Origin of the sequence: Planktotalea arctica, assembly GCF_002105285.1 — a bacterium.
GTDB classification, from domain to species: Bacteria; Pseudomonadota; Alphaproteobacteria; order Rhodobacterales; family Rhodobacteraceae; genus Planktotalea; species Planktotalea arctica.
The window spans coordinates 44,172-68,753 of sequence record NZ_MUHR01000028.1; the positions used below are offsets into that span (position 1 = coordinate 44,172).

The window sequence follows — 24,582 nt, forward strand, 5'->3', positions numbered from 1 at the left end:
TCAGGCCCCCATCGTGGCGACAAGAACCGCCTTGATCGTGTGCATCCGGTTTTCCGCCTGATCGAAAACGACAGAAGCGGGGGATTCAAACACGGCCTCCGTTACTTCCATGCAATCAATGCCGAATTTCTGAAACGTCTCTTTCCCAACTTCGGTGTCGCGGTTGTGAAAGGCAGGCAGGCAATGCATGAACTTGGTGTAACGGTTCTTGGTCTTTTCCATAACTTTCGTCGTGACGCGGTAGGGGGATAGCAGCGCAATGCGCTCCTCCCAAACCTCATCAGGTTCGCCCATGGACACCCAAACATCGGTGTAGACGAAATCTGCGCCCTCAAGCCCTTCGGCGTGTTTCTCGGTCAATGTGATCCGTGCGCCTGTGGCTTCTGCGATCTTGCGGCATTGCGTCACCAGCACGTGATCGGGCCAGCAGCTTTGGGGACCACAGAGACGAATATCCATGCCGATAAGGGCGGCCCCCACCATCAGGCTAGAGCCCATATTATTGCCCGCATCCCCCATGAAACAAAAGGAAATATCTGACAGATGCTTATGCGTGAATTCCCGCATGGTCATCAGGTCTGCAAGGATTTGCGTCGGGTGGTATTCGTCCGTCAGCCCGTTGAACACTGGCACGCCGGAAAACTCGGCCAGTACCTCCGCATCCTTCTGACCAAAGCCGCGATATTCGATCCCATCATAGAACCGTCCCAAAACGCGGGCGGTGTCTTTCATGGTTTCTTTATGTCCGATATGGCTGCCCGATGGTCCCAGATAGGTTACATGCGCCCCTTGATCGTAGGCCGCTACCTCGAAACCGCTGCGTGTGCGCGTGCTGTCTTTTTCAAAGATCAGCGCGATGTTTTTACCGCTTAGAAGGCGCTGCTCTGTGCCATTCTGCTTGGCAGTTTTTAGACTGGCCGCGAGTTGCAGCAGGTGTCTGAGTTCGTCTGGCGAGAAATCAAGCAGTTTGATGAAACTGCGTCCGCGTAGGTTCTGTGGCATGTGAAGTTCCTTAAATTGCATCGCGGATCAGGGGGCAGGTCATGCAGTGCGAGCCACCGCGCCCACGCCCAAGCTCTGAGCCGGGGATGGTGATGACTTCGACGCCTGCTTTGCGCAAAAGCGTGTTTGAATCGACGTTGCGCTCGTAGCCAACAACGACACCGGGCTCTAGGCAGAGTAGATTGTTGGCATCATCCCATTGCTCGCGCGCGGATTCATAAACATCGCCACCTGTGGGCACCGTGCGCAGTTTTTTGAGGCCCAAAGCGTCGGCGACCACCTCAAGGAAGGGTTTCGTTTCGACCTCGACAGCGATAGTTTTGTGATCCGTCGGGCGCAGACTTGTGCAGCGGATCGTATCGGTGACTTCGCTAAACACAGTGACCAAATCGCGGTCGCAAAAGGTGAAGACCGTATCCAAGTGCATTGCACTACGCGATTTGGGAAACTGGCAAGCAATGACGCGGGTTGCGCCGCCCCCTGCAAACAGACCGCGGGCGATTTGGCCGACAGCTTGGGGCGTTGTGCGCTCACCCATGCCGATCAGGACAGTGCCATTTCCGATTGGCATAACATCGCCGCCCTCGACTGTGGCTGGGCCATGATCCAGTTTCGGATCGCCCCACCAGATCGAGAAATCTGCATCCTTGAAATCAGGGTGAAAGCGATAGATCGCAGCGAGGTTCAGCGTCTCCAAGCGCCGCGCGGGCCAGTGCATCGGGTTCACGGTGACACCGCCATAAATCCAGCAGGTCGTGTCGCGGGTGAAGATGTGGTTGGGCAGAGGGGGCAGGATGAAATCCGCTGGCTCCAACATCGGGGCCAGAACGCCTTTCGATGCAACCGGCAACTCAGCTTTGCTCATCCCACCGATCAGAATGGTGGAGAGCAGGTCCGCATCGACCTCCATCAAATGCGCCATCAGATCGTCAGCAAGGCCGATACCCACGGTATTGTCGGTGATCCGTGCCTCCAAAAGCCAACGGCGGGCTTCCATGTCTTTCAGCGTCTCGGCCAGCATTTGGCGCAGGAACACCACCTCGACCCCGCGATTGCGCATGGCATCGACGAAGGTCATATGCTCGATCCGCGCCTGTTTGACCCAGATCACATCATCAAACAGCAGCTCAGCGCAGTTGGACGGTGTCAGCCGTACCATGGCAGCGCCGGGTGTGTGAACAAGAACGCGGCGCAGTTTGCCTGCTTCGGAATGGACGCCATAGGTGATAGTCATGTTGGGGTTCCTCCCATTACGGCACCGATACTGAGCGCGGCCATGATGATGACGGTAAGGCCCAGCAGGACAGGCCAGACGAAGCGCAGCCAGCGTTCATAAGGAACACGCGCGATGGCGAGGCCGCCCATGACCACGGCAGATGTGGGCGTGACGAGGTTGACGACGCCCGTCGCGGATTGGAATGCGGTGACGATCAAGCTGCGCTCGACCCCTGCGAAATCGCCAACAGGGGCGAGGACGGGCATAGACAGAACCGCAAGGCCAGAGGTCGATGGCACAAAGAAGGCCAGCACCACTTCGATCCAGTACATCACGTTGATGAAGACGACATTGCTCAGGCCCGCGACTGTGCCTTCGGCCCAATGCAGGATCGTGTCGGTCATGTGACCTGCGTCCATGATGACGACGATTCCGCGTGCAAGTCCGATGATCAGCGCGACGCCTAAAAGATCACGCGCGCCGCCGACAAAGGCGTCAACGAGGCCCTTTTCACCGAGGCGCCCAATAAGGCCGATGCCGACGCCTGCAAACAAGAACAAACCGCTCATCTCTGCCATCCACCATCCACCTAGGGACACACCCCAGATCATTACGGCGAAAGTCGTGCCAAACAGGACAAGGACGAGTTTGTGCAGGCCTGTGAAGTCAGTTGTGTCTTGAGCTGCGCTGCTAAAATGCGCCTCGTTCGACGCTTTGAGATCGAACACATAGCTGCGTGACGGATCCGCTTTGACCCGCGCCGCGTAGCGCATGACGTAGGCCACAGTAGCCGCGAAGGTCAGGCCAAGAATTACAAAGCGCAGCATCAATCCGTCAGTGAACGGTATGCCCGCTGCATCTGATGCAATCACTGTTGAAAAGGCGTTCACGGTCGATCCAAGAACACCGATACCCGCGCCCAAAAGAATGACCGCAACCGCCGTTAGGGAATCGTATCCAGCCGCAATCATGACAGGGGTCAGCAGGACGTAGAAGGCCAATGTTTCTTCTGCCATGCCCTCCGTTGTGCCGCCCAATGCGAACAGCCCCATCAAGATAGGGATCATCCACTTTTCACGCCCCTTAAGGCGCGTCATCGCGCGTTTGATGCCTGCGTCGATGGCGCCTGTTGCCGTGACCACGCCGATAAAACCACCGATCATCAGCACGAACAGCGCCACATCAATTGCGTTGGCCGAGTAGCTACCTGGATCATAAAATCCTGCGATGGGGGCGAGGATGACATCGAAAATGCCCTGAGGGTTGGCGTCCGTGAGGGTGTAAGTGCCTGCGACTGGCAGCTCTTTGCCAAGCGCCTCAGAGGCCACGCGTTCATACTCGCCCGCAGGGATCACCCATGTCAGCGCTGCGATGATGACGATCAAAGCAAACAGGATTGTATAGGCTGTGGGAAAGCTGAACCGATAAGTGGGTTCGGGGGCCTGCGTTGCTGGTTTTGCCATGGGGTGTCCTCTTGTCGCTGCGGGCGCGACGATAATCGTGGCGCTTTGGACAACAGTAAGCAGGCAAGGCAGATGGTGGACTGACGGAGGTTAGCAACGCATCAGACTGCGGGGCATTACAGATAGGAGTGACGGAAACTTGCGGCGCATCCGTTCAATGGAACGAAGGCTCTGATCAATCAAAAGGAAGTGCAATTGCTGGACGTCTTGAAGCGCCACCTCTTCCTGTCTTTGGCATTCGTCGCAGCTTTCGCGGTTGCGATGATGTTTGTGGTCAGGCTGACGCTGTCCTTGTTGGTCTGGTCCGATCCCGCGCAGATGGATCAACCTATCAAAGCATGGATGACGCCCCGCTATGTCTCGCGATCCTGGCATGTGCCGCCTGAAACGATTGGTGATGCGTTAGGGATAACGTTTGATGGCAGTGGCAGGCGGGTCACGCTTGCCGAACTTGCCGAAAGCCAGAACAGGGGTGTGCAAACACTGATCGATGACCTCGAAGCGTCGATTGCTTTGTTCAAGGCGCGCAAGGATGACTGAGGTCTTCTTTGGGTTCGTCTCCAGCTATGGTCTACCCGTCATCGCAATCAGTGCGTTTCTATCCTGCCTCGCCGTCCCAATCCCCACATTTGCGGTGATGCTGTCAGGCGGCGCCTTCGCTGCATCCGGCGATCTGGTGCTTTGGCAGGTACTTTTGACTGCATATGTGGCGGCCATTTTAGGGGATCAAACCGGATTTCAGATTGGCCGCCTTGGTGGATCGCGTGTTGTTGCGAAGCTAGCGCGCAATCCCAAGCGAAAGGTGCTCATCGAACAGGCGCAAGACGCGATCCACAAATGGGGTGGTGTCGGTGTTTTCTTTTCCACATGGCTGTTTGCGCCGCTTGGGCCTTGGGTTAACCTGATGGCAGGCACCGCGCGATTGGGCTGGCTTCGGTTCACACTTTGGGATGCCGCGGGTGAAGCGATCTGGGTCGCTGTTTACGTGATACTAGGGTTCGCCTTTACGGATCGTTTGCCAGAGTTGGCTAAGATTGTTCAGGATTGGGCGGGCTTGATCTCATCCGTTGCGCTCGCGGGCCTGATTGGGGCCTTGCTGATCCGAAATGTCGAGAAACTGCATAAGAAACAAAAACCTGCGTTATGATGAGACAGCTCATCTCAGCCCAATGGTGTTTCCTGATGGGTCAATCGCAACCAGTTGTCCCCATCTTTTAGATAGGTCGAGGTACATAGCGCTTCATAAATAGGTGTATCGCCGCGTTCTGCAGAAACCCGATACGCCAGAACTGCAACATTTTCCTGCACGGTCACATGGCGTTCGCTCATCACAACAGAGCGCCATCTTTGCGCGACATCCGCCTCTCTCCAGAGCGCATCACCGCTTAAAACTCCAGTAGGGAACGGGAAAACGAAGACAGCGTTTTTCGCGCTCATATGACGGGCACTCTCGGCACCTTCTGTCCAGAAACGTTCCTCCATGTCCCAAAGCTGTTGCATTTCATTAGCCCTGCGCAAGCTGGTAAACCCAGCGCAAAAGCAGGAATGCGATAATGTACCAATAGAGCGGTACACTGATCATAAACACAGGCAACTTGCGCTCTAGCTCAGGAGAGCTTGTGATTTTCATTTTTCTGGGAAGAAGGTCCAGAAGTTTTGAGACAATCTTGCCTTGCTCATGGCTAAGTGTTGGCACGTCTTTGAAGCGAGACAGTAAGAAACCCAGCCGTTTACGTGCAGGTGCATCCGGCATTGCTGCCAGATCAGATGCTTCGGCCCAAGGGTCAACTTCGAGCCTTGCTAACATTGAAATGACGGAGACATCGGTGCCGTTCGCATCTTCACCAACTTTGGCTCGTAAAAATCTCTCGAAAGCGGGGTTTTGCCCCATTTGATCCATTGTGAGTGCCATTGTGGGGCCTTCCTGTGGTGAGTTGTTTTGAGCTGTCAGCACTGACTCAAGGTTGGTCACTACAATAAGGAATGGACTTCGCCGCGCACTGACGTAGGTCAGTCTCGCGTGAGCGCCCTTGTGGCGTGCACAATCACGGCTTCTTCATCGGTGGGAATGACCAATATGCCGACTTTGGAGTCCGGTGACGAAATCTTGCGCGTGCCTTGTAAGTTGGCGGCGCCGTCAAGGTCCACTCCCAGCCACGCAAGGCGTTCGCAAATCAACCTGCGCACCAGCGCAGAATTTTCGCCAATCCCTGCGGTGAACACGATTGCCTCTAGCCCGCCCATATCTGTCGCAAGCGCCGCCAATTGGCGCGCGGCGCGATGGCAAAACAGCTCGATTGCTTCGCGTGCGTGGGGATCATCGCTGGCCTCCAAGACGGCCATGTCGTTGCTGATGCCGGACACGCCGAGAAGGCCAGATTTTCGGTATAGTAGAGTCGAGATTTGCTCGGCGGTCATGCCTTTCTCTTGTATCAGATAAAGCACCACACCAGCATCAAGGGTGCCGCAACGCCGCCCCATCACCAGGCCGTCGAGTGCTGTGAACCCCATGCTGGTCGCAACACTTTGGCGGCCTTTCATCGCGCACATGCTCGCACCGCTACCAAGGTGAGCGACCACAATGCGCCCATCTGCCTTGTCACCCAGATGCTGGGGCAAGGTGCTGGCGATATAGTTGTAGGACAGGCCGTGAAAACCGTAGCGCTGGATGCCCTCGTCACTTAGCGCGCGGGGAAGCGCGAAGAGTTTTGACAGATGGTTTTGTGTGCGGTGAAAACTGGTATCAAAACAAGCGACCTGAGGAAGATCACGAAGCGTGGCCGCAACGTATCGCATTGCCGAAAGGTTATGCGGCTGATGCATCGGCGCGAGGGGAACCAGTGTTTCAAGATCGCGCATCAGCGCCTGTGTCACGCGCGCGGGGCCAACGCGATATTCACCGCCGTGCACAACGCGGTGCCCCGCAGCGGTGATCGTCACATCACCAAGGTGCGCGTTAACCCAATTGATCAAAAGCGGGATAAGATCTTCCAAGCCAAGTGTGCGCGCCATCACCGGAAAGCGCTCTTTTGGCAAGGCCGTGCGATCTTTGACAGAGAAAATGGGGTTGGTCCCAATACCTGCGATCTTGCCGCGCAGGATTGCTGTGGGCTGTCCATCATCGTTGGGAAAGAGCGCGAATTTTAGGCTGGAAGACCCTGCATTTAGGACAAGGATTGCGTCGGGCATCGTTAAACCTGCGTCTGTTTGGAGATGAATAATTGCGCCAAAGCACAAGAAGCAAGCCGCGATACAGGACTGTCCGCGCGGCTGGTTAAAATGATCGGAACTCGCGCGCCAAGCACGACACCAGCGGCGTCAGCACCTGCCAGATAGATCAGCTGTTTGGCCATCATATTTGCGGCCTCCAGATCAGGCGCAACAAGAATATCAGCGTCACCTGCCACGTCCGAGATGATACCCTTGGCAGCGACAGAGACCGCAGAGATAGCATTGTCGAAGGCCAGTGGTCCGTCAAGCAACCCGCCCGTGATTTGCCCCCGGTCCGCCATCTTGCACAGCGCGGCTGCATCCAATGTGGAGGCAATTCGCGGATTAACGGTTTCAACCGCAGACAGGATGGCGACTTTTGGTTGCACGGTCCCAAGTGTCAAAGCGAGGTCGATCGCATTTTGCACGATGTCGCGTTTGATGTTCAGGTCTGGGTAAATGTTGATCGCCGTATCTGTGATTAGCAAAGGCTTGGGATATGTCGGTACATCCAGCACATAGACATGGCTCATCCGCCGCTCTGTGCGCAGGCCAAGGGTGGTGTCCACCACCGCCTCCATCAATTCATCGGTGTGCAGTGCACCTTTCATCAAGGCGGCGACTTTACCGTCCCGCACCAAGGCAACGGACGTGGCCGCAGCGTCATGGCTGTGGGCAGTGTCAACGATTTCTACCCCTTCAAGACTGTGGCCAGCCTCCAGTGCCGCCGCTTCGATTTTGGCGCGTGGCCCGACCAAAATCGGAACGATCATACCTTGGTTTGCGGCGTCAATCGCGCCTGCCAGAGACAGAGGGTCGCACGGGTGGACAACAGCGGTTCGAGCCGGATCAAGGTCTTCTGTTGCTGCGATAAGCCGAGCGTACTGCGCGCCTTCGACGTGCAGATGAATATCGGGCAAATCGATGTGCGGGCGACTTACTTTTTCGCGAGGTGCAATGACCCGCGCTTCGCCAGATATCACATTTTCGCCATGCTGGTTAAGGCAGGTGCATGATAATAGCAGACGGCCTTTGGCCTGTTTTTCGCGCACCTCAACACGCACGGTGATCGTGTCGCCTATCGCCACAACTGCGCAGAAATTTAAGGTTTGGCTCAAGAATATCGTGCCGGGGCCGGGCAATTGCGTGCCAAGCACCGCCGAAATCAACGCGCCGCCCCACATGCCATGGGCGATGACGTGATGAAACATATCTGTTTTCGCGTACTCTGGATCTACATGCGCGGGGTTCACATCGCCTGACATCACCGCAAAAAGCTTGATGTCCTGTGGCTTTAGCGTGCGGATGAGCTCTGCACTGTCGCCCACGGCAATCTCGTCATAGGTTTTGTTTTCGATGTAATGGGTGGTGGTTTCACGCGCGGACATGCAAACCCCCATCCACATATGCCACATCGCCAGAAACTGCGCGCGCGCCATCGCGCGCCAGCATCACTGCGACATTGCCGACATCTTCAATCGAAATCAGGTTTTTTTCAGGTGCGCGCTTGCGTGCAGCGTTGATCAATTCATCGAAATGCGCAATTCCTGAGCCCGCGCGGGTTTTCAAAGGCCCCGGCGAGATAGCGTTGACGCGGATTTTTTTTGGCCCAAGCTCCACTGAAAGTGCGCGCATGACCCCCTCAAGGGCGGCTTTTACAGGCCCCATGATGTTGTAGTGATCCACGACCTTTTCACCGCCATAATAGGTCATTGTCAGGATCGTGCCGCCTTTCGTCATCAGGGGTTCTGCCAGCCGCGCCATACGGATCAGGGAGTGAACGGATATGTCCATCGCCTGCGCGAACCCCGCGCGAGAGCAATCAACGACGCGTCCGTGCAAATCGTCCTTTGGGCAATAGGCAATGGAATGAACCACGATATCGAGCTGGCCATACTTGTCCTTGATCGCATCAAAAACCGCTTCCATCTGCCCGTCAATCTCAACATCGAGCGGCAACAACATCTGCGCCCTGACCGCATCGGCAACCGGCTGTACATAGGGTTTGGCAGCCTCGTTCACATAGGTCATCACCACCTCTGCCCCCGCATCCGCAAAGGCCTGCGCGCAGCCAGCGGCGATGGAATGTGCGTTCGCGACACCCACCACCAAGGCGACTTTGCCTTCCAGCGGTTTCATCGTTGCATCACATATATACCGGGCGCATCGCAGAGCGCTTTGTAAGCACCGGATTTTGCGCCCATTTGGGGTAGGCTGATCGGTTCGCCAGATCGCGCAGCTAGCCAGATCGCAAAGTCTTTCCACCATGTGCCTTCCTCAAGCGCATTGCTTGCGAGCCACTCATCAGGATCGCGGTAGGGTGTTGTTGCTTTGGTATCGGCAATGCGGAAGTGACGGCCCCTATGGCCGGGTTCCGACACGATACCTGCGTTATGCCCACCGCTGGTCAGCACGAAAGTCACATCCGTATCCGCAAATAAATGCAGCTTATAGACCGAGCGCCAAGGAGCAACATGATCGTCCTCTGTGCCAACCGCGAATATCGGCGCGCAGATATCGGACACGGCGATCGCCTTGCCGTCCACGCGATAACGCCCCTCTGCGAGGTCATTGTTCAGGATTAGCTTGCGCAGATATTCGGAGTGCATGCGCGCAGGCATACGCGTGCCGTCCGCGTTCCATGCCATCAGATCGAACGGCTCACTGCGCTTACCAAGCAGATAGTTCTGAATAATTGGCGCCCAGATCAAATCACGCGCACGCAGCATCGCAAACGCACCGGCCATTTGATCGGAGGACAGATAACCTTGCTGTTCCATCATATCTTCGATCAGCGTGACTTCACTGTCGTTAATGAAAAGCTGTAGTTGCCCCGCTTCGGTGAAATCGACCTGTGCCGCTAAGAAGGATGTGGAGGCGAGACGCTCATCCCCATCGCGTCCCATCGCAGCGGCTGCAATGGACAGCAGCGTGCCGCCAAGGCAATAGCCGACCGCGTGCAGTTTGGGCGCGTGCGAAATCGCGAGGACAGCATCCATTGCGTCCATTACGCCAAGTTTGCGGTAATCTTCCATGCTCAGATCGCGATCACCGACATCGGGATTTTTCCACGAAATCATGAAGACGGTGAAGCCTTGAGAGACCAGAAAACGCACCAGTGAGTTATGCGAGGACAGATCGAGAATATATTATTTCATGATCCACGCAGGCACGATCAAGATTGGTTCGGGATGCACGAATTCGGTTTCTGGGCTGTATTGGATCAACTCGATCAGATCGTTGCGATAGACGACTTTGCCCGGCGCGGTGGCGAGGTTGACACCCACCTCGAAGGCTTGCGGGCTATCTGGCAGCGGATTTCCACGCAAGCGCGCGGCATCCTCAGAGAAGTGCTGCGCGCCTCGGATCAAGTTTTGACCACCCTGAGCAAGCGTTGCTGCGATCACGTCGGGATTGGTCTGTGCAAAATTCGACGGGGCTGCGGCGTCGCTCATCAGCCCTGTGACAAAAGCCATGAGGTTTTCGTGTTCGGGCGTCACGCCGTGAACGCCGCTCACCGCGTCTTGCAACCACTGCCATGATTGCTGATGCGCTTGCGAGAAGATGTTGAATGGATATTTCTGCCAGCCTTCGCTGGAAAACCGCTTGTCTGGCGCGAAATCAGGCTGGCTGTCACCGAGGCTGGCTTTCCCAAGCGCTGACGCGTTGCGAAACGCCTGTTCTATAAGTTGCATTTGCTTGCCGGGTGACACGGAAAAATGCGTTGCCCAATCCATCCACGCCTCTGTGAGGACCGATGGGGACAGCCCTGACGTTGCTTTTGCGACCTTCGCATGGACCATGTGATCGAGTGTTTGATAAAATGTTTTCTGTTCGTCGGGCATGATATCTCCTTTGCTGGTGCGCGAAGAAGTGCGCCCTTTTGCCAGCACGCTAACGCCCTTTCTGCGATGCAGCATTGATGTGGGTTAGCCTTGGGCAGAAATTTGCAAGGCGGCTTATTTGGCCCTGCCGCTGTTTGAGGCAACGCCTGTGCTCAGCTCGATGATTTCCGCTGTGATCGCTTCTTGGCGCACACGGCGCAGCCTCGCCTGAAATTCCTCCATTTCGCGGGCTATCTGGCGGGCGGCCGACGTCATCGCTTCCATGCGCGCCTCGTTTTCGGCGGCAAATGCGTGGAGGGCTGATTTGCAGACCTGAGCGTTGAAATAGTCCTGACCGAAGGACGTAAGCAGGGTGTAGCTTGGCAGTTGCATCACGGGCCGCTCCTTGGTGGCGGGTTCAAGATCGGACAGATCAATAGGAAACAAGCGCTGTCTGACAAGCGTGGGTCGTCCCGCCTCCCAGCCCGTGAAAATTACTTCAAACGCGTCTATGCGGCCTTGGTCCACCGCCGCGTAGATAGCAGTCGTTATTTTGTCAGCGAGTTTGGGAATGCCCGCAGTGTGCGATGGCAGCGGCGCTGTCCAATGCGGATCAAGTGCGCGTGCCTGCGCGATAGAGAGCCCGCGCGTGCCGATCAGGAACAGCGTTTCTGGATCAAGCGATGCATCAATGCTGTCCAGAACCCGTTCGCTGAAGGCCCCTGCAAACCCTTGCTCCGCACAGAATACCAGTAGGCCCAATTTCACGGCGTCTCGGTTAGGTCGCGTGCGACTTTCAGGCCCCATAACGCGCGACATAGCCGCCGCAATAATGCCCGCATAGCTATCCACCGCGTCCACTTGCGAGCGCGCAACATGCGCCCGCGCGGCGGCGATGCCTTTCATTGCATTCACAACCGCGCCAAGATCGCTGATACCGTCGATCCGTGCGCTGATATCGGCGAGGCGTTCGCTCATGATTCAGCAAGTGTCGCTGCAAACTGCGTGAGCGCGTTCATTAGCGTCTCGTCCGTTTCCTGATCCACGATTGCTGGTAACGCAGCACGAAACTTGGTGATCGCAGTAAGCGGTACTGGGTCGAGCACCCCCGCTTGCACAGCGCGCATAAGCGCCACCTCATCTTCCAGTCGCAGCGGCATATGTTGGGATTGGCGCAACGCCTCCCTGATCCGTGCCCCGCGCGTAAGTTGCGCGCGCACACGGCCATCGGGCACGCCGCCGAAACGGGTGAACACCTCCAACTCCAAGAACTGCGCGTAATCCAGTCGCAACGTGCCAGCAGCTTTGCGCAATTCGGGGGCCTGCGTTTTGCCACCCACACGACTGACGCTCAGGCCCACATCGACGGCGGGTTTCTGGCCTTGATGGAACAATGCGGCGTCCAGCACGATTTGACCGTCTGTGATCGAAATCAGGTTGGTGGGGATATAGGCCGATAGGTTGCCAGAGTCTGTCTCTGCAATGGGCAAAGCAGATAGGGAGCCACCACCGCGTTCCTTTGACAGTTTGGCCGCGCGTTCCAGAAGGCGGGCATGGATGTAAAACACATCCCCCGGATAGGCTTCGCGGCCAGGGGATTGTCGGGTCAGTAGTGCTATCTCGCGATGGGTCGCAGCATGTTTGGAAAGGTCATCGATCACGATCAGCGCATGTTGGCCATTGTCGCGAAAATGCTCTGCCATGGTCATACCTGCATAGGGCGCGATCCATTGCAGGCCGGGGGCTTCGGATGACCCTGCAACAACCACGATGCAGCGCGCGAAATTGCCTTGCACCTCAAGCGCGTCAATGGCGCGGCGCACGCTGGATGTTTTCTGCCCCACGGCCACGTAGATGCAAATCATATCGCTGCCCCGCTGCGCGATGAGTGCATCAATGGCTAGCGTGGTTTTTCCAGTGGAGTGGTCACCGACGATCAATTCGCGTTGCCCGCGTCCCAGCGCGAAAAGCGTATCCACGACAACGACACCTGTTTGAACTGGCTCTGTCACAAGATCACGTTCGATAATGGACGGGGCGGGCTGTTCTATTGGTAAGTGCGTCGTTGCATTGATCAGCCCTTTGCCGTCTAGCGGGCGACCGAGTGGATCGACAACCCGGCCCAACAGCGCATCTCCGGTCGGCACGGTCACAACCTCGCCTGTGCCGAACACCGCATCCCCTGCTTCGACTTCGCTAGCAGCATCCAGCAAGACGCAGCCGATCAGATCAGGGTCCAGCACGCGTGCGAACCCTGTTTGGCCACCTTCAAAGCGCAAGACCTCATCAAGGGTCACGCCCCGCAAGCCAGAGATCATCGCAACGCCGTCGCTGATTTCTTCGACGCGGCCCTTATGTGCGGTGCGGGGGACAAAGGAGACAGATTTCAGCGCATTTTCGGTGGCGCTTACCCAAAGGGGCGTATCACGCGGCATCGCGCACCGCCTTTTGGATCTGTTTCAGGTCAGCCTGCCAAGAATTATGCAATGCAAAATGTGCACTGCGCAGTTCCAAACCGCCGATCAGATCGGGGTCCATGATAAATTTCAGTTTTGGCTTGCCGCCCAAAGCTGTTTGCAGCGCCTTTTCAATCTCCTTGTGGTCGACGGTCATATCGCTGGCCGTAACCACTTCGATCCCTTTTGGATCGTCCGACAAGGCGGTCAAATCGGCAGGTGGGATGTCTGCGATTGCTTCGATAAGCTGCGACAGAAACGCGGATTGTGTGGCGGCGCTGTTCAAGCGCCCCAAAAGCCGCGCTGCGATCTTCATGGCCAATTCAGCGGCTTGGGTTTCGTTTTCTTTTTGCGCGGTCTCGCGGCCTTGTTCGATAGTCGTTTTAGCACTCGCCAACATCGCATCGGCTTTGTCGCGTGCTTCAGCCAACGTGTTCTTCGTCGTTGCGGCGGCTTCTTTCCGCGCGGTGTCCAAAATTTCGCTTCGCTCCGCTCCAATACCTGCGCGGTCTTGCATCACGTCTTCCAGTTCGTCGTCCATCTTGGTTTGTGTCGCTTCTGCCGTCTCGATCAGTGATGCAGCTTCTTCTTGTCGCTTGGCAATGGCCGCAGCGACGGGTCGCCAAAAGACGCGCGATAAGAGCCAGATAAGGATCAGGACATTGATGGCTTGTAGGCCCATTCCCCAAAAGTCGATGGTCATGCGCTCAACCCAGCAACGGATTGGCGAAAATCAACAAAAGCGCGATCACGAGGCAGTAGATTGCGGTCGTCTCGATCATCGCCAATCCAACGAACAGCGTGCGCGAAATTGTGTTTGCCGCCTCCGGCTGACGCGCGATAGCATCCATCGCGGCGGCAACGGCACGCCCTTCTGCGAGGGCAGGGCCGAGTGCACCGAACGCAACGGCAAAAGCGGCGCCAAAGATACTGGCAAGTGCGAGATAATCCATTATTTTTCCTGTCGTTTAGGGTTAAGACGCTGGCCGTCCTCAACCGTGGATGTGATGAAAACCATGGCCAGAACGGCGAAGATATAGGCCTGTACCAGCCCTGTGAGCACATCGAGTGCCATAAGTGGGATCGGCACGAGAAGTCCCGCGAGGGAGGCGACAATGCCAACCACGAACACGCCGCTCATTACATTGCCGAACAGACGTACAAACATTGAAAAGACGCGCGTCAGGCTTTGCAGGATGTTGAGCGGGATCATGACCGGATTGGGCGCGGCGAAGGATTTGAGATAGCCAAGGGGTCCACTGCCTTTTACCCCGAACCAGATGACTGAAACGAAGACGAGGATTGCCAAAGCAGCATCGGTTTCGAGGCCCGCTGTTGGCGGCTCGACTCCCGGGATAAGGGAGGACCAATTCGCGACGAGGATGAACAGGAACAACGTTCCGATGAAGCTGCGATAGGGCGCTGGGGACGCGCCGGTTGTCTCGTTGATTTGCGTGTCCAGGGTTGTGACGATCAGTTCTATCGCGGCTTGGCGCTTGCTTGGAAGCAGGGTGAGTTGCCGCGTGAGAAAGAACGCGCTACCGACCAGCAAGAGCATGATCACCCATGTCGTAACAATCGCTTGCGTGATTGCCAAAGGGCCAAGTTGAAACAACACATTAGGGTCTAGTGGAGACATCATAGCGCGTCCTTTCGAATGTTGCGCAGCATCAGGGCCTTGGCGCAAAGCAGACCCGCAAGCGTGGCCAGCAAGGCAAGCCCGCCCCCTAAAACAGCGATGAGGAAACCCGTGATCAATAGCGAAAGACGCCCCAATGTCAGCGCCAATGCAAGAAGCGGTTGGTCTTCTTTCACGATGAGATCAGCGGTCGCACGCAGAGCGCGGAAGTAGCCGTATCCGATAAACAGACCCGCGAGAAAACACACAGGCAGTATGGCGAATAGGGGTATAGTTGAGAGATCAATCATTTTGTATTCATCCATTTCCAAGCGGTCCAGCCGCCAAGGCAGACGCCCAAAAGCATCAAAGGCGCACTCCAGAAAACGCCGGTTTCAAATTGCCGATCAAGCCAGCGACCAGCCGATAGACCCACCAAAGTTGGAACCACAAAGATCCAGCCCAGCACCCCGATTTGTGCCAGTTGCCGGCCGACGGACATATCACCATCACGCAACCAATGCGCGCGGCGCTCATGGCGCAGGCGCGTTTGCACGACGAGGGGGTCGTCGTCAGGTTGAGGGCGGTTCATCGGAATTCACCTGCGTTTGCGCTTGCTTCCAATCGGCTGACCATATGGCGGATCGCGTTGAATTGTAGACGCATCGCTTCGACATGCTCGGTGCGCTCGACATCAGCATCAACGCGGAACCGGGCGAGCACGTCGCTGTCCAAAATCGCGAGGTCATCCCCTGTCACAGCTTCGCGGGTTGCAATGTTGATTGTTGATTTGTCCCCAACCGTCATCACACCGCCGCGCAGGGCGCAGAAGTGTTCGTTACCATCGACGCGCCAACTGACGATTGAAATTTCAAGTGCTGTCAGAAAAGGCGCATGGCCCGACAGGATCCCGAAGCTCCCGCTCGCGTCTTCGCCGCGCAGGCTATCGATGTCTTCATCCACGATCACTGTGAGGGGGGTGGTGATACGCAGCCTCATGCCGCCGCCTCTTTGGCTTTTGCATCCTCTAAGGTGCCAACCATATAAAGCGAGCTTTCTGACCACTCATCCGCCGCGCCGACCAGTATCGCGCGGCATCCGCTCAGGGTGTCTGCAAGGGGAACGCTGGCACCGGGAATGCCGGTAAACGCTTCGGTAACGCTAAAAGGTTGGGTCAAAAAACGTTGCAAGCGGCGGGCACGTTTGACGATCAATCGATCCGTAGTGCCCAGTTCCTCGACCCCCAGTAGCGAGATAATATCGGTCAGTTCGCGAAACCTTGCGAGCGCTTGGCGCACAGCCTCGGCAACGCTGTAGTGTTCATCGCCCACAACCAGTGGATCGAGCAGCATCGACGATGAAGCGAGCGGATCAATCGCGGGGTAAAACCCCTCTGCCGCTTGCGCGCGGCTTAGCACAATGACGCAATCCATGTGGCTTGAGATGGTCGTAACGGCGGGATCGGTGAAGTCATCGGCAGGGACATAAACCGCCTGAATGGCTGTGACAGCTGATCCAGAAATTGATGCGATGCGTTCTTGAAGCCCTGCAACTTCTGTTGCGAGTGTTGGTTGGTAGCCAACGCGCGAGGGAAGGCGACCTAGAAGGCTGGATACTTCCGCTCCCGCTTGAACAAAACGAAAGACGTTATCCATCAACAAAAGCACATTCTGATGCTTTTGATCGCGGAAATATTCGGAAATTGTTAAGGCAGTGAGCGGTGCCCGCCAGCGCGCACCGGGAGGTTCGTTCATCTGCCCGTAGACCAGAACGGTGCGTTCTAACACGCCAGACTCGCGCATTTCTGTTAGCAACTCATGCCCTTCGCGCGAACGCTCACCCACGCCTGCAAAGACCGAAATACCCTCGTATTTTTCAACCATGGCGCGGATCAGCTCCATCACCAGAACGGTTTTGCCCACACCTGCGCCGCCGAACATCGCCGCCTTGCCGCCCTGCGCCATCGGAGTCAGTAGGTCGATCACTTTGATACCCGTTTCGAACACATCCGTAGTGCGGGTTTGATCGTTCAAAACAGGTGGTGACGCATGGATAGAGCGGCGCGGCGTATCATCGGGCAGGGGCGGCCCTGCATCCTGAGGATCGCCAACCACATCTATCAGGCGACCAAGCACCGCGTCACCAACAGGCACGGCAACTGGTCCGCCGCTTGGGCGCACTTCAACGCCGCGCGCAAGCCCTGCGGTTGATTGGAATGCCACCGCGCGCAGCGTGGTCAAATTGAGGTGACTATGCACTTCTAGTATCAGCGGTGTCGGCGTGTTCCATTCCACAATCAGTGCCGCGTTGATCGGGGGCATATTGAGGGTTTCGAATACCACATCAACGACCGCGCCGCGAACGGCATGTACCGTGCCAAGGGGTTGCATGGGCATATCAGTGGAATGAAGGGGCGCGTTCATTTGGATGAGGGCTTTCTGACAATTGAGACCCACACATATCCATACCACCACGTCACTGCGCTGATCCGTGTTAGCGCGACCTCTGTGAAGAACGCTACAATCGACAAGCAAGCTGATTATTGTCATTGATCCGTTTCGATCAATGAATCTCTGGTTTGCGAAACAAGGAGAATATCATGAAAAATGTGGCGTTTACCTGTGCCTGCATATCCATTTTGGGGCTTTCAGCCTGTCAAAACCTGACCAGCGATCAACGAACTGTCGCTGGGGTCGCAGGGGGTGCTGCGGCTGGATTAATCACTGCCGAAGCGTTGGGTGCTAACAAAAACTGGCGGTTGATTTCTGCGCTAGGGGGTGCTGCGGCTGGAACTATGATCGCGCAAAACCAGAACCGAAAAGTGTGCGCGTATGCGCGAGGCGACGGGACCTACTATGAAGCCGCTTGCCCTTAGAAATTTGCGACTTCCTCGAATTAGGTTAAAGTCAGAAGAATTGGGCGCGCTTGAACACAGTGCGCCCCTTTTTTGAACAATCCACTAGAAATTCAAAGCGCCTTCTCACGCGATCATCTGTCTGCCGGCTGTCGATGCGCAAAGGGCTGGAGGATCGAAAAGTTCTACCACTAATCCTCATCAGTGCATCAATTCAGTATTTGAATAAAATTTTGGCAGCAGCGCTTTTGTTGCACAAAAGGGGAGTTTAACCGTGATTGGATTTACAGGAAATATCGAAGAGCTGACGGAAGAGAACACGAATTTCAGGCGCGTGCTTTATTCGGGGGCCAAGTTGCAATTGGTGCTTATGTCGCTTGAACCGGGGGAAGAGATCGGCGGTGAAATTCACGCCGACACAGATCAGTTCTTTCGCTTTGAAGATGGCGAAGGGCGGTTGGTGCTTGATGGTGTGACCCATAAAGTAGGCCCTGGCGTTGGTGTTGTCGTGCCTGCGGGCGCGCATCACAACGTGATTTGTACGGGACATGACACGCTAAAGCTCTATACGATCTATGGCCCTGCGCATCATCAGGATCAACTGGTTCAAAAGACAAAGGCGCAAGCAGATAAGTCGCACGAACACTTTGATGGTCGCGCGACAGAGCAGGTGGCAAAAGCTGTTCGGATCTAAATGCTCAAGGTCGAGAACGATAAAACTCTTCCAGCGAGATGGCCCCTTTAGGGCCATCTAAGCCAACATGCAGAAAGATGCGTTTTCAGACTGGTACGTTGTCAAACAGATCGTCTTTGCGCGCCAGCGGAGCAACTTCGCGTGCGGTTTTTGCGGGTGTCTTTGGTTGAGGCAAATCAGACCCCTTCTTTTTGATGTCAATTTCGGGTTTCACGTCTTTGTTGTCTTCAACTTTTTGCGTCTTTTTCTCTAGGTCTTTGAAACTCATGCTGTACTCGCTTTCGTTTTAAGTTTTGCGGTTTCATGGCCGCTAAAAACAACAACAGCCACGCGTAGATTTTAGCGTAGTCAAACAGCGGCGCACTAATTCAGGTTAAGGTGTGCGGTGAAAAATTGGCTAAGATCAGACCAAGCCGAAGGCGAGAATAATCATCAGGCCATAGGGTCGAGGTTCTTGCGATTGGTTCAAGAAAAAGGCGCATATATGCCCAATGATCCCTACGTCGCGCTTGGATTAGCGAAAACGGCTACGGCTGCTGACATCAAAAAAGCGTATCGCAAATTGGTACGTACAAGCCATCCTGACCTGAACCCTGATGATGCAGGCGCGGAGGCCAGATTTAAAGAAATTACCGCCGCTTATGAAATTCTGAAAGACACGGAAACACGAACGCGCTTTGATGCGGGTGAAATTGATGGCCTAGGTGCCGAGCGTGCGCAGCGACAATATTATCGCGACTTCGCGGGTGGCCCAGTGAATGCGTATCAAAACAGGGAAGGTTTTGGATCAAACGCGGACCCCGCAGATATTTTCGCTGAAATTCTGCGCAACCGCGCGCGTGGTGGTGCAGGTGGATTTCAATCACCCGGCGCACATGCGCGGTATTCGCTGGAGGTTCCTTTTTTGGAGGCAGCCAAAGGCACCAAAACAACGATTACACTGCCGGATGGTCAAAGCCTATCCGTGGCAATCCCGCGCGGCACTGAAGATGGCCAGACCTTGCGATTACGCGGTAAAGGCGCTGCTGGCTTTGGTGGGGGACCGACCGGAGATGCACTGATCACCGTTCTTGTGCGTCCTCATTCGATCTTTCAACGTGAGGGCAATGATATCCTGATCACTCTGCCAATCAGCTTTGACGAGGCGATTTTGGGTGGCAAGGTAACGGCCCCCACAATTGACGGATCTGTTCAGGTAACCATTCCTGCCAACGCGAGTCCAGGCCAGATTTTGCGCCTACGTGGTCGCGGGATCGAGCGGGCAGGAACAAAGATCAAAGGCGATCAGAAGATTGAATTGAAGATCGTTGTACCACCAGCGGACAATCAAAGCCTGCGCGCCTTCCTGTCTGAGTGGCGCAAAACGCAATCATTCGAGCCGCGCGCAGATTTTATGAAAGAGGTAGTAGCATGAGTGAGTGGTGTTCAGAGGACGAGGTAGTGACCACCGTCATCCGTTTAACCCGCACGCAATTGGTACGTTTCGTTGAGGTCGAGTTAATTAAACCGCAACGAACGAGCGGTGGAAATGTCTTTCGCCAAATTGATATCGCGCGGTTAGAGCTGCTGTGTGATCTCACTTTGGACTTTGATCTGGATGAGATAGGCCTAGGGGTCGTGATTTCTCTGATAGATCAGCTGCACGCAGCACGGCAAGATTTGGCCGTGATGGCACAGGCAATTGATCAGTTGCCCATTCAAGAACGCGCCTGTGTTTTAGCATCTCTCGGACGGTCCTTAACTGTGCTTTGAGGATTATGCAGTAGCGGCCAACCAAGCCTCTGCCGCGTCACGCTCATCTGGCTCGAAACTCTTGATCTCCAAGCCAGGAAAAAGAGCGCCATCAACTGCGGCGGCCTTTCTGAGCCAATTTTCATCACTCAGAACGGCGCATTTATCGAGCCTCGTGAGCAGCGCGAACAGGCTTGGCAGGCGCACGATTCAACGCCGATCGCGCCGAGTGTTGGCAAAGAGAAATCTGAAATCTTATAGAGTATTTTCCCGCCGCTCAAATCTTGAAATTGCTTAATCAACCCGGCTAAAGCGACGGCCATTTCGATTGCATCAATCTTGCCGCTTATTTCAAGGTCGACTCTGTCGTCTGATAGCTTGGTGATCTTCAACATGCTGAATCTCCTTTTTTATTCATTCTGGTGGTTAACTTAGCTTATCGGGTGGAATGCTGATCCACCAAGACGGCCTGATCGCCAAGCAAGCTGATATCGTACCGGCTGAAACCAACCGCGCGCAGATTGTAATACGCAGCTTGCAGGGTTTCGAGCGCATCAAACACGCCAACTGCTTCTGGAATGTTGATGACAGTCGTTTTGCCTTTTTTCAACGTGTTCATTTTAAACGTCTTTCTTGTGGATCAATTGGTGTCCGCTTCGACTGCGGGGTAGAGCCAGATTTAAAGCGTCGTTGTGCGCAGGTACCGGCGTACCTCGGTCCAGCCTTGTGGAAACAGGTCTTTCGCTTGTGAATCCGTGATCGACGTGGGGATGATGACTTTGCTGCCTGGCACCCAGTCCGCTGGGGTGGCGATCTGCTTTGCATCGGCCGTTTGAAGGGCATCGATCACCCGCAGGATTTCATCGAAATTGCGACCCACATTCATCGGATAGGTCATGGTCAGGCGAATCTTATGGTCGGGATCGATGATAAAGACCGAACGCACGGCGGCGGTGGTGCTCTCATGATCGTGGATCATGTCATACAGCCGTGCCACAGTGCTATCTGGGTCGGCTACAATCGGGAACGTAACACGCGTATTTTGTGTGTCGTTCACGTCTTTGATCCAATCCATATGCTCCGCGACGCCATCAGTCGACAGCCCGAGGGGCTTCACATGGCGTTTTGAAAACTCGGCGGACAGCTGAGCCGTTCGCCCGATTTCGGTTGTGCAAACAGGTGTAAAATCGCCCGGATGGCTAAAGAAGAACACCCAATCTTCGCCGATCCAGTCGTGAAACGTGATGGTTCCTGTCGTCGTTTCCGCGGTGAAATCAGGGGCGATATCGCCGATATGAAGGCTCATGTGATGGGTTCCTTTGTTGGATGCGCGGCAGCGGTGCCACGTCACCAGTATGGCGATGGTGAAAGGTGCGGGAACTAATCCTGATCAGTGCGAGAGCGCAGAAATTGATCCAGACAAGATTTACAGAAACACAGGTAAGACGCCGTGGAATAAGAACACGCGGCGCCACTTTGCCTTCATTTAAAATGCATGGATTTTTCAATGCCACAGAACAGCAAAACCAGCACCGATGCCGCCACTGATTTCGAAGCGGTAAGTCGTCAAATAGATGCACTGCGCGCAGACCTGTCACACCTTGTTGAGACGGTAGGCGGAATCGCGGGTCGACGCGGTAAACATATGGGTTCAGACATTTCAGGCGGTTTCGGGGAGGCAAAACACTATGTTGCGCAAACCGGAAAATCTGCCGAACATCAGCTTGAAGCATCAGTTGTCGATCACCCTTTGCTGGCAATCGGTCTTGCTGCGGGTGCGGGTCTTTTGGTCGGGGCTATGTCGCGCCGGTGAACCGGTTTCTTCAAGAAACAATGCACGAACTTGCAGGTTTAAATCAAAGCCGCACACCAAAATTGCTATGGCCAGTTTTGCTGGCTATGGCGGTTTCTTTGTTCGCCCTGACTGGATTCGGGTTTCTGACAACAGCGATGTACATCGCACTTAGCGCCGCACTTGGCGCGGCGTTGGCTACTCTGCTGATAGGCGTTGGATTTACGATTTTAGCGGGAGGTATGCTACTATTGACGTTTAGGAGGTCGTTGAAACCGAATGTTGAACATGCATCAAAGAGTTCGCCGGAGGAGTCCAACCCCAACATTCTCTCTCTCGCGGCATTTACCGCAGCATATGTTCTGGGGCGCCGATTTGCGGGTTCTGATGGTGATTAAACCCGAAATGAGCAACGCTCTGCGATGCCCCCGTGCTTTGGGTGCCTGACAGGACCATGTCCCACGAGCTTTCTGTCGCCTCTTATAATATCCACAAAGGGGTTGGCACAGATCTACGTCGTGATTTGATAAGAACTGTGGCGGTAATCGCTGAAATTGGTGCAGATATTCTGGCGGTCCAGGAAGCCGATACGCGATTTGGCAATCGCAAGGGTCTGCTTGATCTGGACAGAATTCGTAAAGAGCTGGGGTTGATCGCGGTGCCTACGGAAGGGGTTGGCGATGCGCACGGCTGGCACGGCAACCTTTTGCTGGTGCGCAATGCGCTGGTCCAAGAGGTGCATCAAGTGATCCTGCCAGGGTTAGAGCCGCGCGGCGCGCTGGTGAGTGATCTGGTGATTGCTGGGCGACCTTTGCGTGTGGTGAACGCGCATCTGGGTTTGCTGAAAGCCTCCCGAACTGCGCAGGTGCGGGTGTTGCTAGACAAGATCACAGGCATGGATGCACGCCCAACTCTGCTTATGGGCGATCTGAATGAATGGCGCGGGGCAGGGGGCGCGTTCCAGACCTTGGAAAAGCATTTCACGTTTGCGCAAGCGCGCGCCAGCTTTCCATCGCGCTTTCCACTTCTGGCGCTTGATCGGATGATGATGACACCGCATGGCGAATTGCTGGATGTTGCGGCGCATGACAGCCCTTTGTCGCGGCGCGCCTCTGACCATTTGCCGATCAAAGCAAGACTGCGCTTTGATCCCGATCCTACAGGTGGGTAGCGATGATATCTGGCGTGCTGACTTTAATGTTTTGGATATTCGCTGTGGCGGTATTGGTAGCAATAGCGTCATGGTTTGCACATCGCTCTTATCGCCGTTTCTTGGAAAAATCGCGCGGACCCGACGCGACGGCGTTGCCTTGCGACGAACCGGCTACACCGCTCGATAAGTTGCTTGTCCCGTTGGAAAAAAGGCATGTGGATAAATCCGGCTTGAAGCTGCTTTTAGACAACACCGATGCCTTCGCCGCCCGACTTCAATCAGCAACGCACGCAGGCCGTAGCCTTGATCTGATGTATTATATTTGGAGCACCGATACCGCCGGATGGTTGCTAATCGACGCGCTTGTGAAAGCGGCGGATCGCGGGGTGCGCATTCGATTGCTGCTGGACGATGTCAATGTGCAGGGGTTCGATCGCACATTTCTGGCGCTGACACAGCATCCGCTGATCGACGTGCGGCTGTTCAATCCGACGCGCAACCGAGGTCACGCCGTGCGCCGTTTGGCCGAGATGCTTTTGGGGTTGGCGCGTTTCAATCGGCGTATGCACGGTAAGATGTGGATCGCCGATGGACGTTTGGCCATAATCGGCGGGCGAAACATCGGCGATACCTATTTCAGTTCAAACACCGCGATCAGAAACTCGGTTGATGCAGACGTTATGCTGGTGGGCGCGAAAGTGACTGAGGTTTCAGATGTGTTCGACAGCTATTGGAACCTTGGCCTGTCCTTGCCCATCGTATCGCTGTGGCCCGCGTTCCGTGCGAGCCCGCGTGCGTTTAGTAAAAGACGGACGCGGCATATAAGCTCTGCGGCTGCGCGCAAATTTATGTCTCAAGTCCAGCAGGGAGTGCCGAGCGAGAGCTTGTTGAGCAAGGGTCTTTTTTGGACGGACAGGGTGCAACTTCTCGCTGACCCACCTGACAAAGCCTATGATCGTCATACGATCCCTTGGATGGACACGGCCATCACCGCGATACTGGAAAGTGCAGAAACCGAAGTTAAAATGATTACACCGTATTTTGTTCCTGGCTCTGTTGGGCTTGCTGGTTTCACGAGGTTGATGGCGCGTGGCGTAAAAGTCTCTTTGGTCACAAACGCATTATCAGCTACGGATATGATCACCGTTTACGGCGCTTATCGTCATTTTCGAGGCCCCTTGCTTGCGGCGGGCGCCAGTATTTTCGAATTTTCCAAACCAGCGGCAGAGGGCCGCAGACGCGATGTCGTTCACTCCAAAGTGCTTATGATTGATGATCGGCTTGGCATGGTTGGATCGCTGAACTTTGATCTACGTTCAGCCTATATCAACACAGAACTGGGGTTGCTGTTCGAAGCACCACCGCTTTTGGCTGAACTGCGCGCTATGTTTCATACGCTTTCTTCGCCCGAACAAGCCTATCAAGTGACGCAAACAGGCGGTGCTCTGCATTGGGCCGTCGCGCGCCCCCAGCTTCCCGTTGTTATGACGGTTGAGCCAGAGGCGGGCTGGTCGACGCGCGCAGTGTCGTGGTTGGTGGGACAACTGCCCATCCAAAAGTATTTGTAGC

34 protein-coding genes are annotated in these 24,582 nt (G+C 55.4%); 10 read left to right on the forward strand and 24 right to left on the reverse strand.

The window, feature by feature from the left end; genetic code table 11:
• Genes argF through B9P63_RS17370 form a run of 3 tightly spaced genes read right to left on the reverse strand, consistent with a single transcriptional unit; the run spans window position 1 to window position 3,681 of the window.
• Window positions 1-1,002 carry an ornithine carbamoyltransferase gene (gene argF / locus B9P63_RS17360; RefSeq protein WP_085311147.1) on the reverse strand — a complete coding sequence of 334 codons (1,002 nt, stop codon included), beginning with the start codon at window positions 1,000-1,002 and terminating at the stop codon, window positions 1-3.
• A 10-nt stretch (window positions 1,003-1,012) separates the two neighbouring features.
• Window positions 1,013-2,236 (reverse strand): arginine deiminase, encoded by a 1,224-nt coding sequence (locus B9P63_RS17365; RefSeq protein ID WP_085311148.1) that lies wholly within the window; start codon window positions 2,234-2,236, stop codon window positions 1,013-1,015.
• Complete coding sequence (locus B9P63_RS17370) at window positions 2,233-3,681, reverse strand: YfcC family protein (RefSeq protein WP_085311150.1); 1,449 nt, start codon at window positions 3,679-3,681, stop codon at window positions 2,233-2,235. The genes B9P63_RS17365 and B9P63_RS17370 overlap by 4 nt, the downstream gene beginning before the upstream one ends.
• Window positions 3,682-3,876: 195 nt before the next feature.
• Between B9P63_RS17370 and B9P63_RS17375 the strand changes: the two genes are divergently transcribed.
• Window positions 3,877-4,221, forward strand: a complete 345-nt coding sequence (locus tag B9P63_RS17375) for a hypothetical protein (RefSeq protein WP_139816287.1) — start codon at window positions 3,877-3,879, stop codon at window positions 4,219-4,221.
• Window positions 4,214-4,828, forward strand: coding sequence for a DedA family protein (locus tag B9P63_RS17380; RefSeq protein ID WP_176219194.1), 615 nt, complete (start codon window positions 4,214-4,216; stop codon window positions 4,826-4,828). Before B9P63_RS17375 ends, B9P63_RS17380 begins: the two co-directional genes overlap by 8 nt.
• Window positions 4,829-4,842: 14 nt before the next feature.
• Here B9P63_RS17380 and B9P63_RS17385 read toward each other — a convergent pair whose 3' ends face one another.
• The 16 genes from B9P63_RS17385 to atpD all read right to left on the reverse strand — a co-directional run bounded on the left by B9P63_RS17385 (window position 4,843) and on the right by atpD (window position 17,212).
• Window positions 4,843-5,181, reverse strand: a complete 339-nt coding sequence (locus tag B9P63_RS17385) for a nuclear transport factor 2 family protein (protein ID WP_245830735.1) — start codon at window positions 5,179-5,181, stop codon at window positions 4,843-4,845.
• Window positions 5,182-5,185: 4 nt separating this feature from the next.
• Window positions 5,186-5,581 carry a hypothetical protein gene (locus B9P63_RS17390; RefSeq protein WP_085311156.1) on the reverse strand — a complete coding sequence of 132 codons (396 nt, stop codon included), beginning with the start codon at window positions 5,579-5,581 and terminating at the stop codon, window positions 5,186-5,188.
• Between the two features lie 110 nt (window positions 5,582-5,691).
• The gene (locus tag B9P63_RS17395) at window positions 5,692-6,870 is read right to left on the reverse strand and encodes an acetate/propionate family kinase (protein ID WP_085311158.1); all 1,179 of its coding nucleotides are present in this window, start codon (window positions 6,868-6,870) and stop codon (window positions 5,692-5,694) included.
• A gap of 2 nt (window positions 6,871-6,872) precedes the next feature.
• On the reverse strand, window positions 6,873-8,279 hold the full coding sequence (locus B9P63_RS17400; RefSeq protein WP_095533068.1) for a bifunctional enoyl-CoA hydratase/phosphate acetyltransferase: 1,407 nt from the start codon (window positions 8,277-8,279) through the stop codon (window positions 6,873-6,875).
• On the reverse strand, window positions 8,266-9,030 hold the full coding sequence (gene fabI, locus B9P63_RS17405) for an enoyl-ACP reductase FabI (protein WP_085311160.1): 765 nt from the start codon (window positions 9,028-9,030) through the stop codon (window positions 8,266-8,268). The genes B9P63_RS17400 and fabI overlap by 14 nt, the downstream gene beginning before the upstream one ends.
• Entirely contained in the window at window positions 9,027-10,007 is a 981-nt protein-coding gene (locus tag B9P63_RS19475; RefSeq protein WP_281252381.1) for a PHA/PHB synthase family protein, read from the reverse strand. The genes fabI and B9P63_RS19475 overlap by 4 nt, the downstream gene beginning before the upstream one ends.
• Window positions 10,008-10,040: 33 nt before the next feature.
• Window positions 10,041-10,736 carry a poly-beta-hydroxybutyrate polymerase N-terminal domain-containing protein gene (locus tag B9P63_RS19480; RefSeq protein ID WP_245830737.1) on the reverse strand — a complete coding sequence of 232 codons (696 nt, stop codon included), beginning with the start codon at window positions 10,734-10,736 and terminating at the stop codon, window positions 10,041-10,043.
• Between the two features lie 114 nt (window positions 10,737-10,850).
• The gene (locus B9P63_RS17415) at window positions 10,851-11,693 is read right to left on the reverse strand and encodes a F0F1 ATP synthase subunit gamma (protein WP_085311162.1); all 843 of its coding nucleotides are present in this window, start codon (window positions 11,691-11,693) and stop codon (window positions 10,851-10,853) included.
• Entirely contained in the window at window positions 11,690-13,150 is a 1,461-nt protein-coding gene (locus tag B9P63_RS17420; RefSeq protein ID WP_085311164.1) for a F0F1 ATP synthase subunit alpha, read from the reverse strand. The genes B9P63_RS17415 and B9P63_RS17420 overlap by 4 nt, the downstream gene beginning before the upstream one ends.
• Window positions 13,140-13,874 (reverse strand): F0F1 ATP synthase subunit delta, encoded by a 735-nt coding sequence (locus B9P63_RS17425; RefSeq protein ID WP_085311166.1) that lies wholly within the window; start codon window positions 13,872-13,874, stop codon window positions 13,140-13,142. The genes B9P63_RS17420 and B9P63_RS17425 overlap by 11 nt, the downstream gene beginning before the upstream one ends.
• Window positions 13,875-13,878: 4 nt before the next feature.
• Window positions 13,879-14,124, reverse strand: coding sequence for a F0F1 ATP synthase subunit C (locus B9P63_RS17430; protein ID WP_085311168.1), 246 nt, complete (start codon window positions 14,122-14,124; stop codon window positions 13,879-13,881).
• Window positions 14,124-14,813, reverse strand: coding sequence for a F0F1 ATP synthase subunit A (locus B9P63_RS17435; protein ID WP_085311170.1), 690 nt, complete (start codon window positions 14,811-14,813; stop codon window positions 14,124-14,126). The genes B9P63_RS17430 and B9P63_RS17435 overlap by 1 nt, the downstream gene beginning before the upstream one ends.
• Complete coding sequence (locus tag B9P63_RS17440) at window positions 14,810-15,100, reverse strand: N-ATPase subunit AtpR (RefSeq protein ID WP_176219195.1); 291 nt, start codon at window positions 15,098-15,100, stop codon at window positions 14,810-14,812. The genes B9P63_RS17435 and B9P63_RS17440 overlap by 4 nt, the downstream gene beginning before the upstream one ends.
• Window positions 15,097-15,381: an AtpZ/AtpI family protein gene (locus B9P63_RS17445; RefSeq protein WP_085311174.1), complete on the reverse strand. Its 285-nt coding sequence runs from the start codon at window positions 15,379-15,381 to the stop codon at window positions 15,097-15,099. The genes B9P63_RS17440 and B9P63_RS17445 overlap by 4 nt, the downstream gene beginning before the upstream one ends.
• The gene (locus B9P63_RS17450; RefSeq protein WP_085311176.1) at window positions 15,378-15,788 is read right to left on the reverse strand and encodes a F0F1 ATP synthase subunit epsilon; all 411 of its coding nucleotides are present in this window, start codon (window positions 15,786-15,788) and stop codon (window positions 15,378-15,380) included. Before B9P63_RS17450 ends, B9P63_RS17445 begins: the two co-directional genes overlap by 4 nt.
• Entirely contained in the window at window positions 15,785-17,212 is a 1,428-nt protein-coding gene (gene atpD / locus B9P63_RS17455) for a F0F1 ATP synthase subunit beta (protein WP_085311178.1), read from the reverse strand. The genes B9P63_RS17450 and atpD overlap by 4 nt, the downstream gene beginning before the upstream one ends.
• A gap of 176 nt (window positions 17,213-17,388) precedes the next feature.
• Between atpD and B9P63_RS19485 the strand changes: the two genes are divergently transcribed.
• Together B9P63_RS19485 and B9P63_RS17465 are read left to right on the forward strand one after the other, a co-directional pair.
• The gene (locus tag B9P63_RS19485; RefSeq protein WP_085311180.1) at window positions 17,389-17,664 is read left to right on the forward strand and encodes a glycine zipper 2TM domain-containing protein; all 276 of its coding nucleotides are present in this window, start codon (window positions 17,389-17,391) and stop codon (window positions 17,662-17,664) included.
• Window positions 17,665-17,917: 253 nt separating this feature from the next.
• On the forward strand, window positions 17,918-18,337 hold the full coding sequence (locus tag B9P63_RS17465) for a cupin domain-containing protein (RefSeq protein ID WP_085311182.1): 420 nt from the start codon (window positions 17,918-17,920) through the stop codon (window positions 18,335-18,337).
• 85 nt (window positions 18,338-18,422) lie between these two features.
• Here B9P63_RS17465 and B9P63_RS17470 read toward each other — a convergent pair whose 3' ends face one another.
• On the reverse strand, window positions 18,423-18,605 hold the full coding sequence (locus B9P63_RS17470) for a hypothetical protein (RefSeq protein WP_085311184.1): 183 nt from the start codon (window positions 18,603-18,605) through the stop codon (window positions 18,423-18,425).
• A gap of 216 nt (window positions 18,606-18,821) precedes the next feature.
• Between B9P63_RS17470 and B9P63_RS17475 the strand changes: the two genes are divergently transcribed.
• The gene (locus tag B9P63_RS17475) at window positions 18,822-19,751 is read left to right on the forward strand and encodes a DnaJ C-terminal domain-containing protein (protein WP_085311239.1); all 930 of its coding nucleotides are present in this window, start codon (window positions 18,822-18,824) and stop codon (window positions 19,749-19,751) included.
• 26 nt (window positions 19,752-19,777) lie between these two features.
• Window positions 19,778-20,089 (forward strand): chaperone modulator CbpM, encoded by a 312-nt coding sequence (locus B9P63_RS17480; protein ID WP_245830738.1) that lies wholly within the window; start codon window positions 19,778-19,780, stop codon window positions 20,087-20,089.
• 3 nt (window positions 20,090-20,092) lie between these two features.
• Here B9P63_RS17480 and B9P63_RS19660 read toward each other — a convergent pair whose 3' ends face one another.
• From B9P63_RS19660 to B9P63_RS17495, 4 genes are read right to left on the reverse strand one after another with little or no spacing between them, the layout of a single operon-like run.
• Window positions 20,093-20,275: a SpoIIAA family protein gene (locus B9P63_RS19660; protein WP_176219196.1), complete on the reverse strand. Its 183-nt coding sequence runs from the start codon at window positions 20,273-20,275 to the stop codon at window positions 20,093-20,095.
• On the reverse strand, window positions 20,218-20,463 hold the full coding sequence (locus B9P63_RS19050; RefSeq protein ID WP_139816288.1) for a hypothetical protein: 246 nt from the start codon (window positions 20,461-20,463) through the stop codon (window positions 20,218-20,220). The genes B9P63_RS19660 and B9P63_RS19050 overlap by 58 nt, the downstream gene beginning before the upstream one ends.
• Window positions 20,464-20,504: 41 nt before the next feature.
• Entirely contained in the window at window positions 20,505-20,687 is a 183-nt protein-coding gene (locus tag B9P63_RS17490; RefSeq protein ID WP_085311188.1) for a hypothetical protein, read from the reverse strand.
• Between the two features lie 60 nt (window positions 20,688-20,747).
• The gene (locus B9P63_RS17495) at window positions 20,748-21,374 is read right to left on the reverse strand and encodes a peroxiredoxin (RefSeq protein WP_085311190.1); all 627 of its coding nucleotides are present in this window, start codon (window positions 21,372-21,374) and stop codon (window positions 20,748-20,750) included.
• A gap of 201 nt (window positions 21,375-21,575) precedes the next feature.
• Between B9P63_RS17495 and B9P63_RS17500 the strand changes: the two genes are divergently transcribed.
• The 4 genes from B9P63_RS17500 (at window position 21,576) to B9P63_RS17515 (ending at window position 24,581) form a co-directional block, all read left to right on the forward strand.
• Window positions 21,576-21,881, forward strand: coding sequence for an ElaB/YgaM/YqjD family protein (locus B9P63_RS17500; protein WP_139816289.1), 306 nt, complete (start codon window positions 21,576-21,578; stop codon window positions 21,879-21,881).
• A gap of 20 nt (window positions 21,882-21,901) precedes the next feature.
• A complete protein-coding gene (locus B9P63_RS17505) occupies window positions 21,902-22,258 on the forward strand; it encodes a phage holin family protein (RefSeq protein WP_139816290.1) in 357 nt (118 codons plus the stop codon).
• A 56-nt stretch (window positions 22,259-22,314) separates the two neighbouring features.
• A complete protein-coding gene (locus B9P63_RS17510) occupies window positions 22,315-23,031 on the forward strand; it encodes an endonuclease/exonuclease/phosphatase family protein (protein ID WP_085311196.1) in 717 nt (238 codons plus the stop codon).
• 212 nt (window positions 23,032-23,243) lie between these two features.
• On the forward strand, window positions 23,244-24,581 hold the full coding sequence (locus B9P63_RS17515; protein ID WP_245830739.1) for a phospholipase D-like domain-containing protein: 1,338 nt from the start codon (window positions 23,244-23,246) through the stop codon (window positions 24,579-24,581).
• The last annotated feature ends 1 nt before the right edge of the window (window position 24,582 follow it).

What these genes read in the sequence shown, in the direction of transcription:
- B9P63_RS17430 (WP_085311168.1), bottom strand. Translation starts at nt 14,124, where the DNA reads ATGGATTATCTCGCACTTGCCAGTATCTTTGGCGCCGCTTTTGCCGTT.
- fabI (WP_085311160.1), bottom strand. Translation starts at nt 9,030, where the DNA reads ATGAAACCGCTGGAAGGCAAAGTCGCCTTGGTGGTGGGTGTCGCGAAC.
- B9P63_RS17445 (WP_085311174.1), bottom strand. Translation starts at nt 15,381, where the DNA reads ATGAACCGCCCTCAACCTGACGACGACCCCCTCGTCGTGCAAACGCGC.
- B9P63_RS17435 (WP_085311170.1), bottom strand. Translation starts at nt 14,813, where the DNA reads ATGATGTCTCCACTAGACCCTAATGTGTTGTTTCAACTTGGCCCTTTG.
- B9P63_RS17450 (WP_085311176.1), bottom strand. Translation starts at nt 15,788, where the DNA reads ATGAGGCTGCGTATCACCACCCCCCTCACAGTGATCGTGGATGAAGAC.
- B9P63_RS17420 (WP_085311164.1), bottom strand. Translation starts at nt 13,150, where the DNA reads ATGCCGCGTGATACGCCCCTTTGGGTAAGCGCCACCGAAAATGCGCTG.
- B9P63_RS17390 (WP_085311156.1), bottom strand. Translation starts at nt 5,581, where the DNA reads ATGGATCAAATGGGGCAAAACCCCGCTTTCGAGAGATTTTTACGAGCC.
- argF (WP_085311147.1), bottom strand. Translation starts at nt 1,002, where the DNA reads ATGCCACAGAACCTACGCGGACGCAGTTTCATCAAACTGCTTGATTTC.
- B9P63_RS17475 (WP_085311239.1), top strand. Translation starts at nt 18,822, where the DNA reads ATGCCCAATGATCCCTACGTCGCGCTTGGATTAGCGAAAACGGCTACG.
- B9P63_RS19485 (WP_085311180.1), top strand. Translation starts at nt 17,389, where the DNA reads ATGAAAAATGTGGCGTTTACCTGTGCCTGCATATCCATTTTGGGGCTT.
- B9P63_RS17490 (WP_085311188.1), bottom strand. Translation starts at nt 20,687, where the DNA reads ATGAACACGTTGAAAAAAGGCAAAACGACTGTCATCAACATTCCAGAA.
- B9P63_RS17470 (WP_085311184.1), bottom strand. Translation starts at nt 18,605, where the DNA reads ATGAGTTTCAAAGACCTAGAGAAAAAGACGCAAAAAGTTGAAGACAAC.
- atpD (WP_085311178.1), bottom strand. Translation starts at nt 17,212, where the DNA reads ATGAACGCGCCCCTTCATTCCACTGATATGCCCATGCAACCCCTTGGC.
- B9P63_RS17385 (WP_245830735.1), bottom strand. Translation starts at nt 5,181, where the DNA reads ATGCAACAGCTTTGGGACATGGAGGAACGTTTCTGGACAGAAGGTGCC.
- B9P63_RS17495 (WP_085311190.1), bottom strand. Translation starts at nt 21,374, where the DNA reads ATGAGCCTTCATATCGGCGATATCGCCCCTGATTTCACCGCGGAAACG.
- B9P63_RS17370 (WP_085311150.1), bottom strand. Translation starts at nt 3,681, where the DNA reads ATGGCAAAACCAGCAACGCAGGCCCCCGAACCCACTTATCGGTTCAGC.
- B9P63_RS17440 (WP_176219195.1), bottom strand. Translation starts at nt 15,100, where the DNA reads ATGATTGATCTCTCAACTATACCCCTATTCGCCATACTGCCTGTGTGT.
- B9P63_RS17500 (WP_139816289.1), top strand. Translation starts at nt 21,576, where the DNA reads ATGCCACAGAACAGCAAAACCAGCACCGATGCCGCCACTGATTTCGAA.
- B9P63_RS17415 (WP_085311162.1), bottom strand. Translation starts at nt 11,693, where the DNA reads ATGAGCGAACGCCTCGCCGATATCAGCGCACGGATCGACGGTATCAGC.
- B9P63_RS17395 (WP_085311158.1), bottom strand. Translation starts at nt 6,870, where the DNA reads ATGCCCGACGCAATCCTTGTCCTAAATGCAGGGTCTTCCAGCCTAAAA.
- B9P63_RS17505 (WP_139816290.1), top strand. Translation starts at nt 21,902, where the DNA reads ATGCACGAACTTGCAGGTTTAAATCAAAGCCGCACACCAAAATTGCTA.
- B9P63_RS17380 (WP_176219194.1), top strand. Translation starts at nt 4,214, where the DNA reads ATGACTGAGGTCTTCTTTGGGTTCGTCTCCAGCTATGGTCTACCCGTC.
- B9P63_RS19050 (WP_139816288.1), bottom strand. Translation starts at nt 20,463, where the DNA reads ATGTTGAAGATCACCAAGCTATCAGACGACAGAGTCGACCTTGAAATA.
- B9P63_RS17400 (WP_095533068.1), bottom strand. Translation starts at nt 8,279, where the DNA reads ATGTCCGCGCGTGAAACCACCACCCATTACATCGAAAACAAAACCTAT.
- B9P63_RS19480 (WP_245830737.1), bottom strand. Translation starts at nt 10,736, where the DNA reads ATGCCCGACGAACAGAAAACATTTTATCAAACACTCGATCACATGGTC.
- B9P63_RS17425 (WP_085311166.1), bottom strand. Translation starts at nt 13,874, where the DNA reads ATGACCATCGACTTTTGGGGAATGGGCCTACAAGCCATCAATGTCCTG.
- B9P63_RS17365 (WP_085311148.1), bottom strand. Translation starts at nt 2,236, where the DNA reads ATGACTATCACCTATGGCGTCCATTCCGAAGCAGGCAAACTGCGCCGC.
- B9P63_RS17510 (WP_085311196.1), top strand. Translation starts at nt 22,315, where the DNA reads ATGTCCCACGAGCTTTCTGTCGCCTCTTATAATATCCACAAAGGGGTT.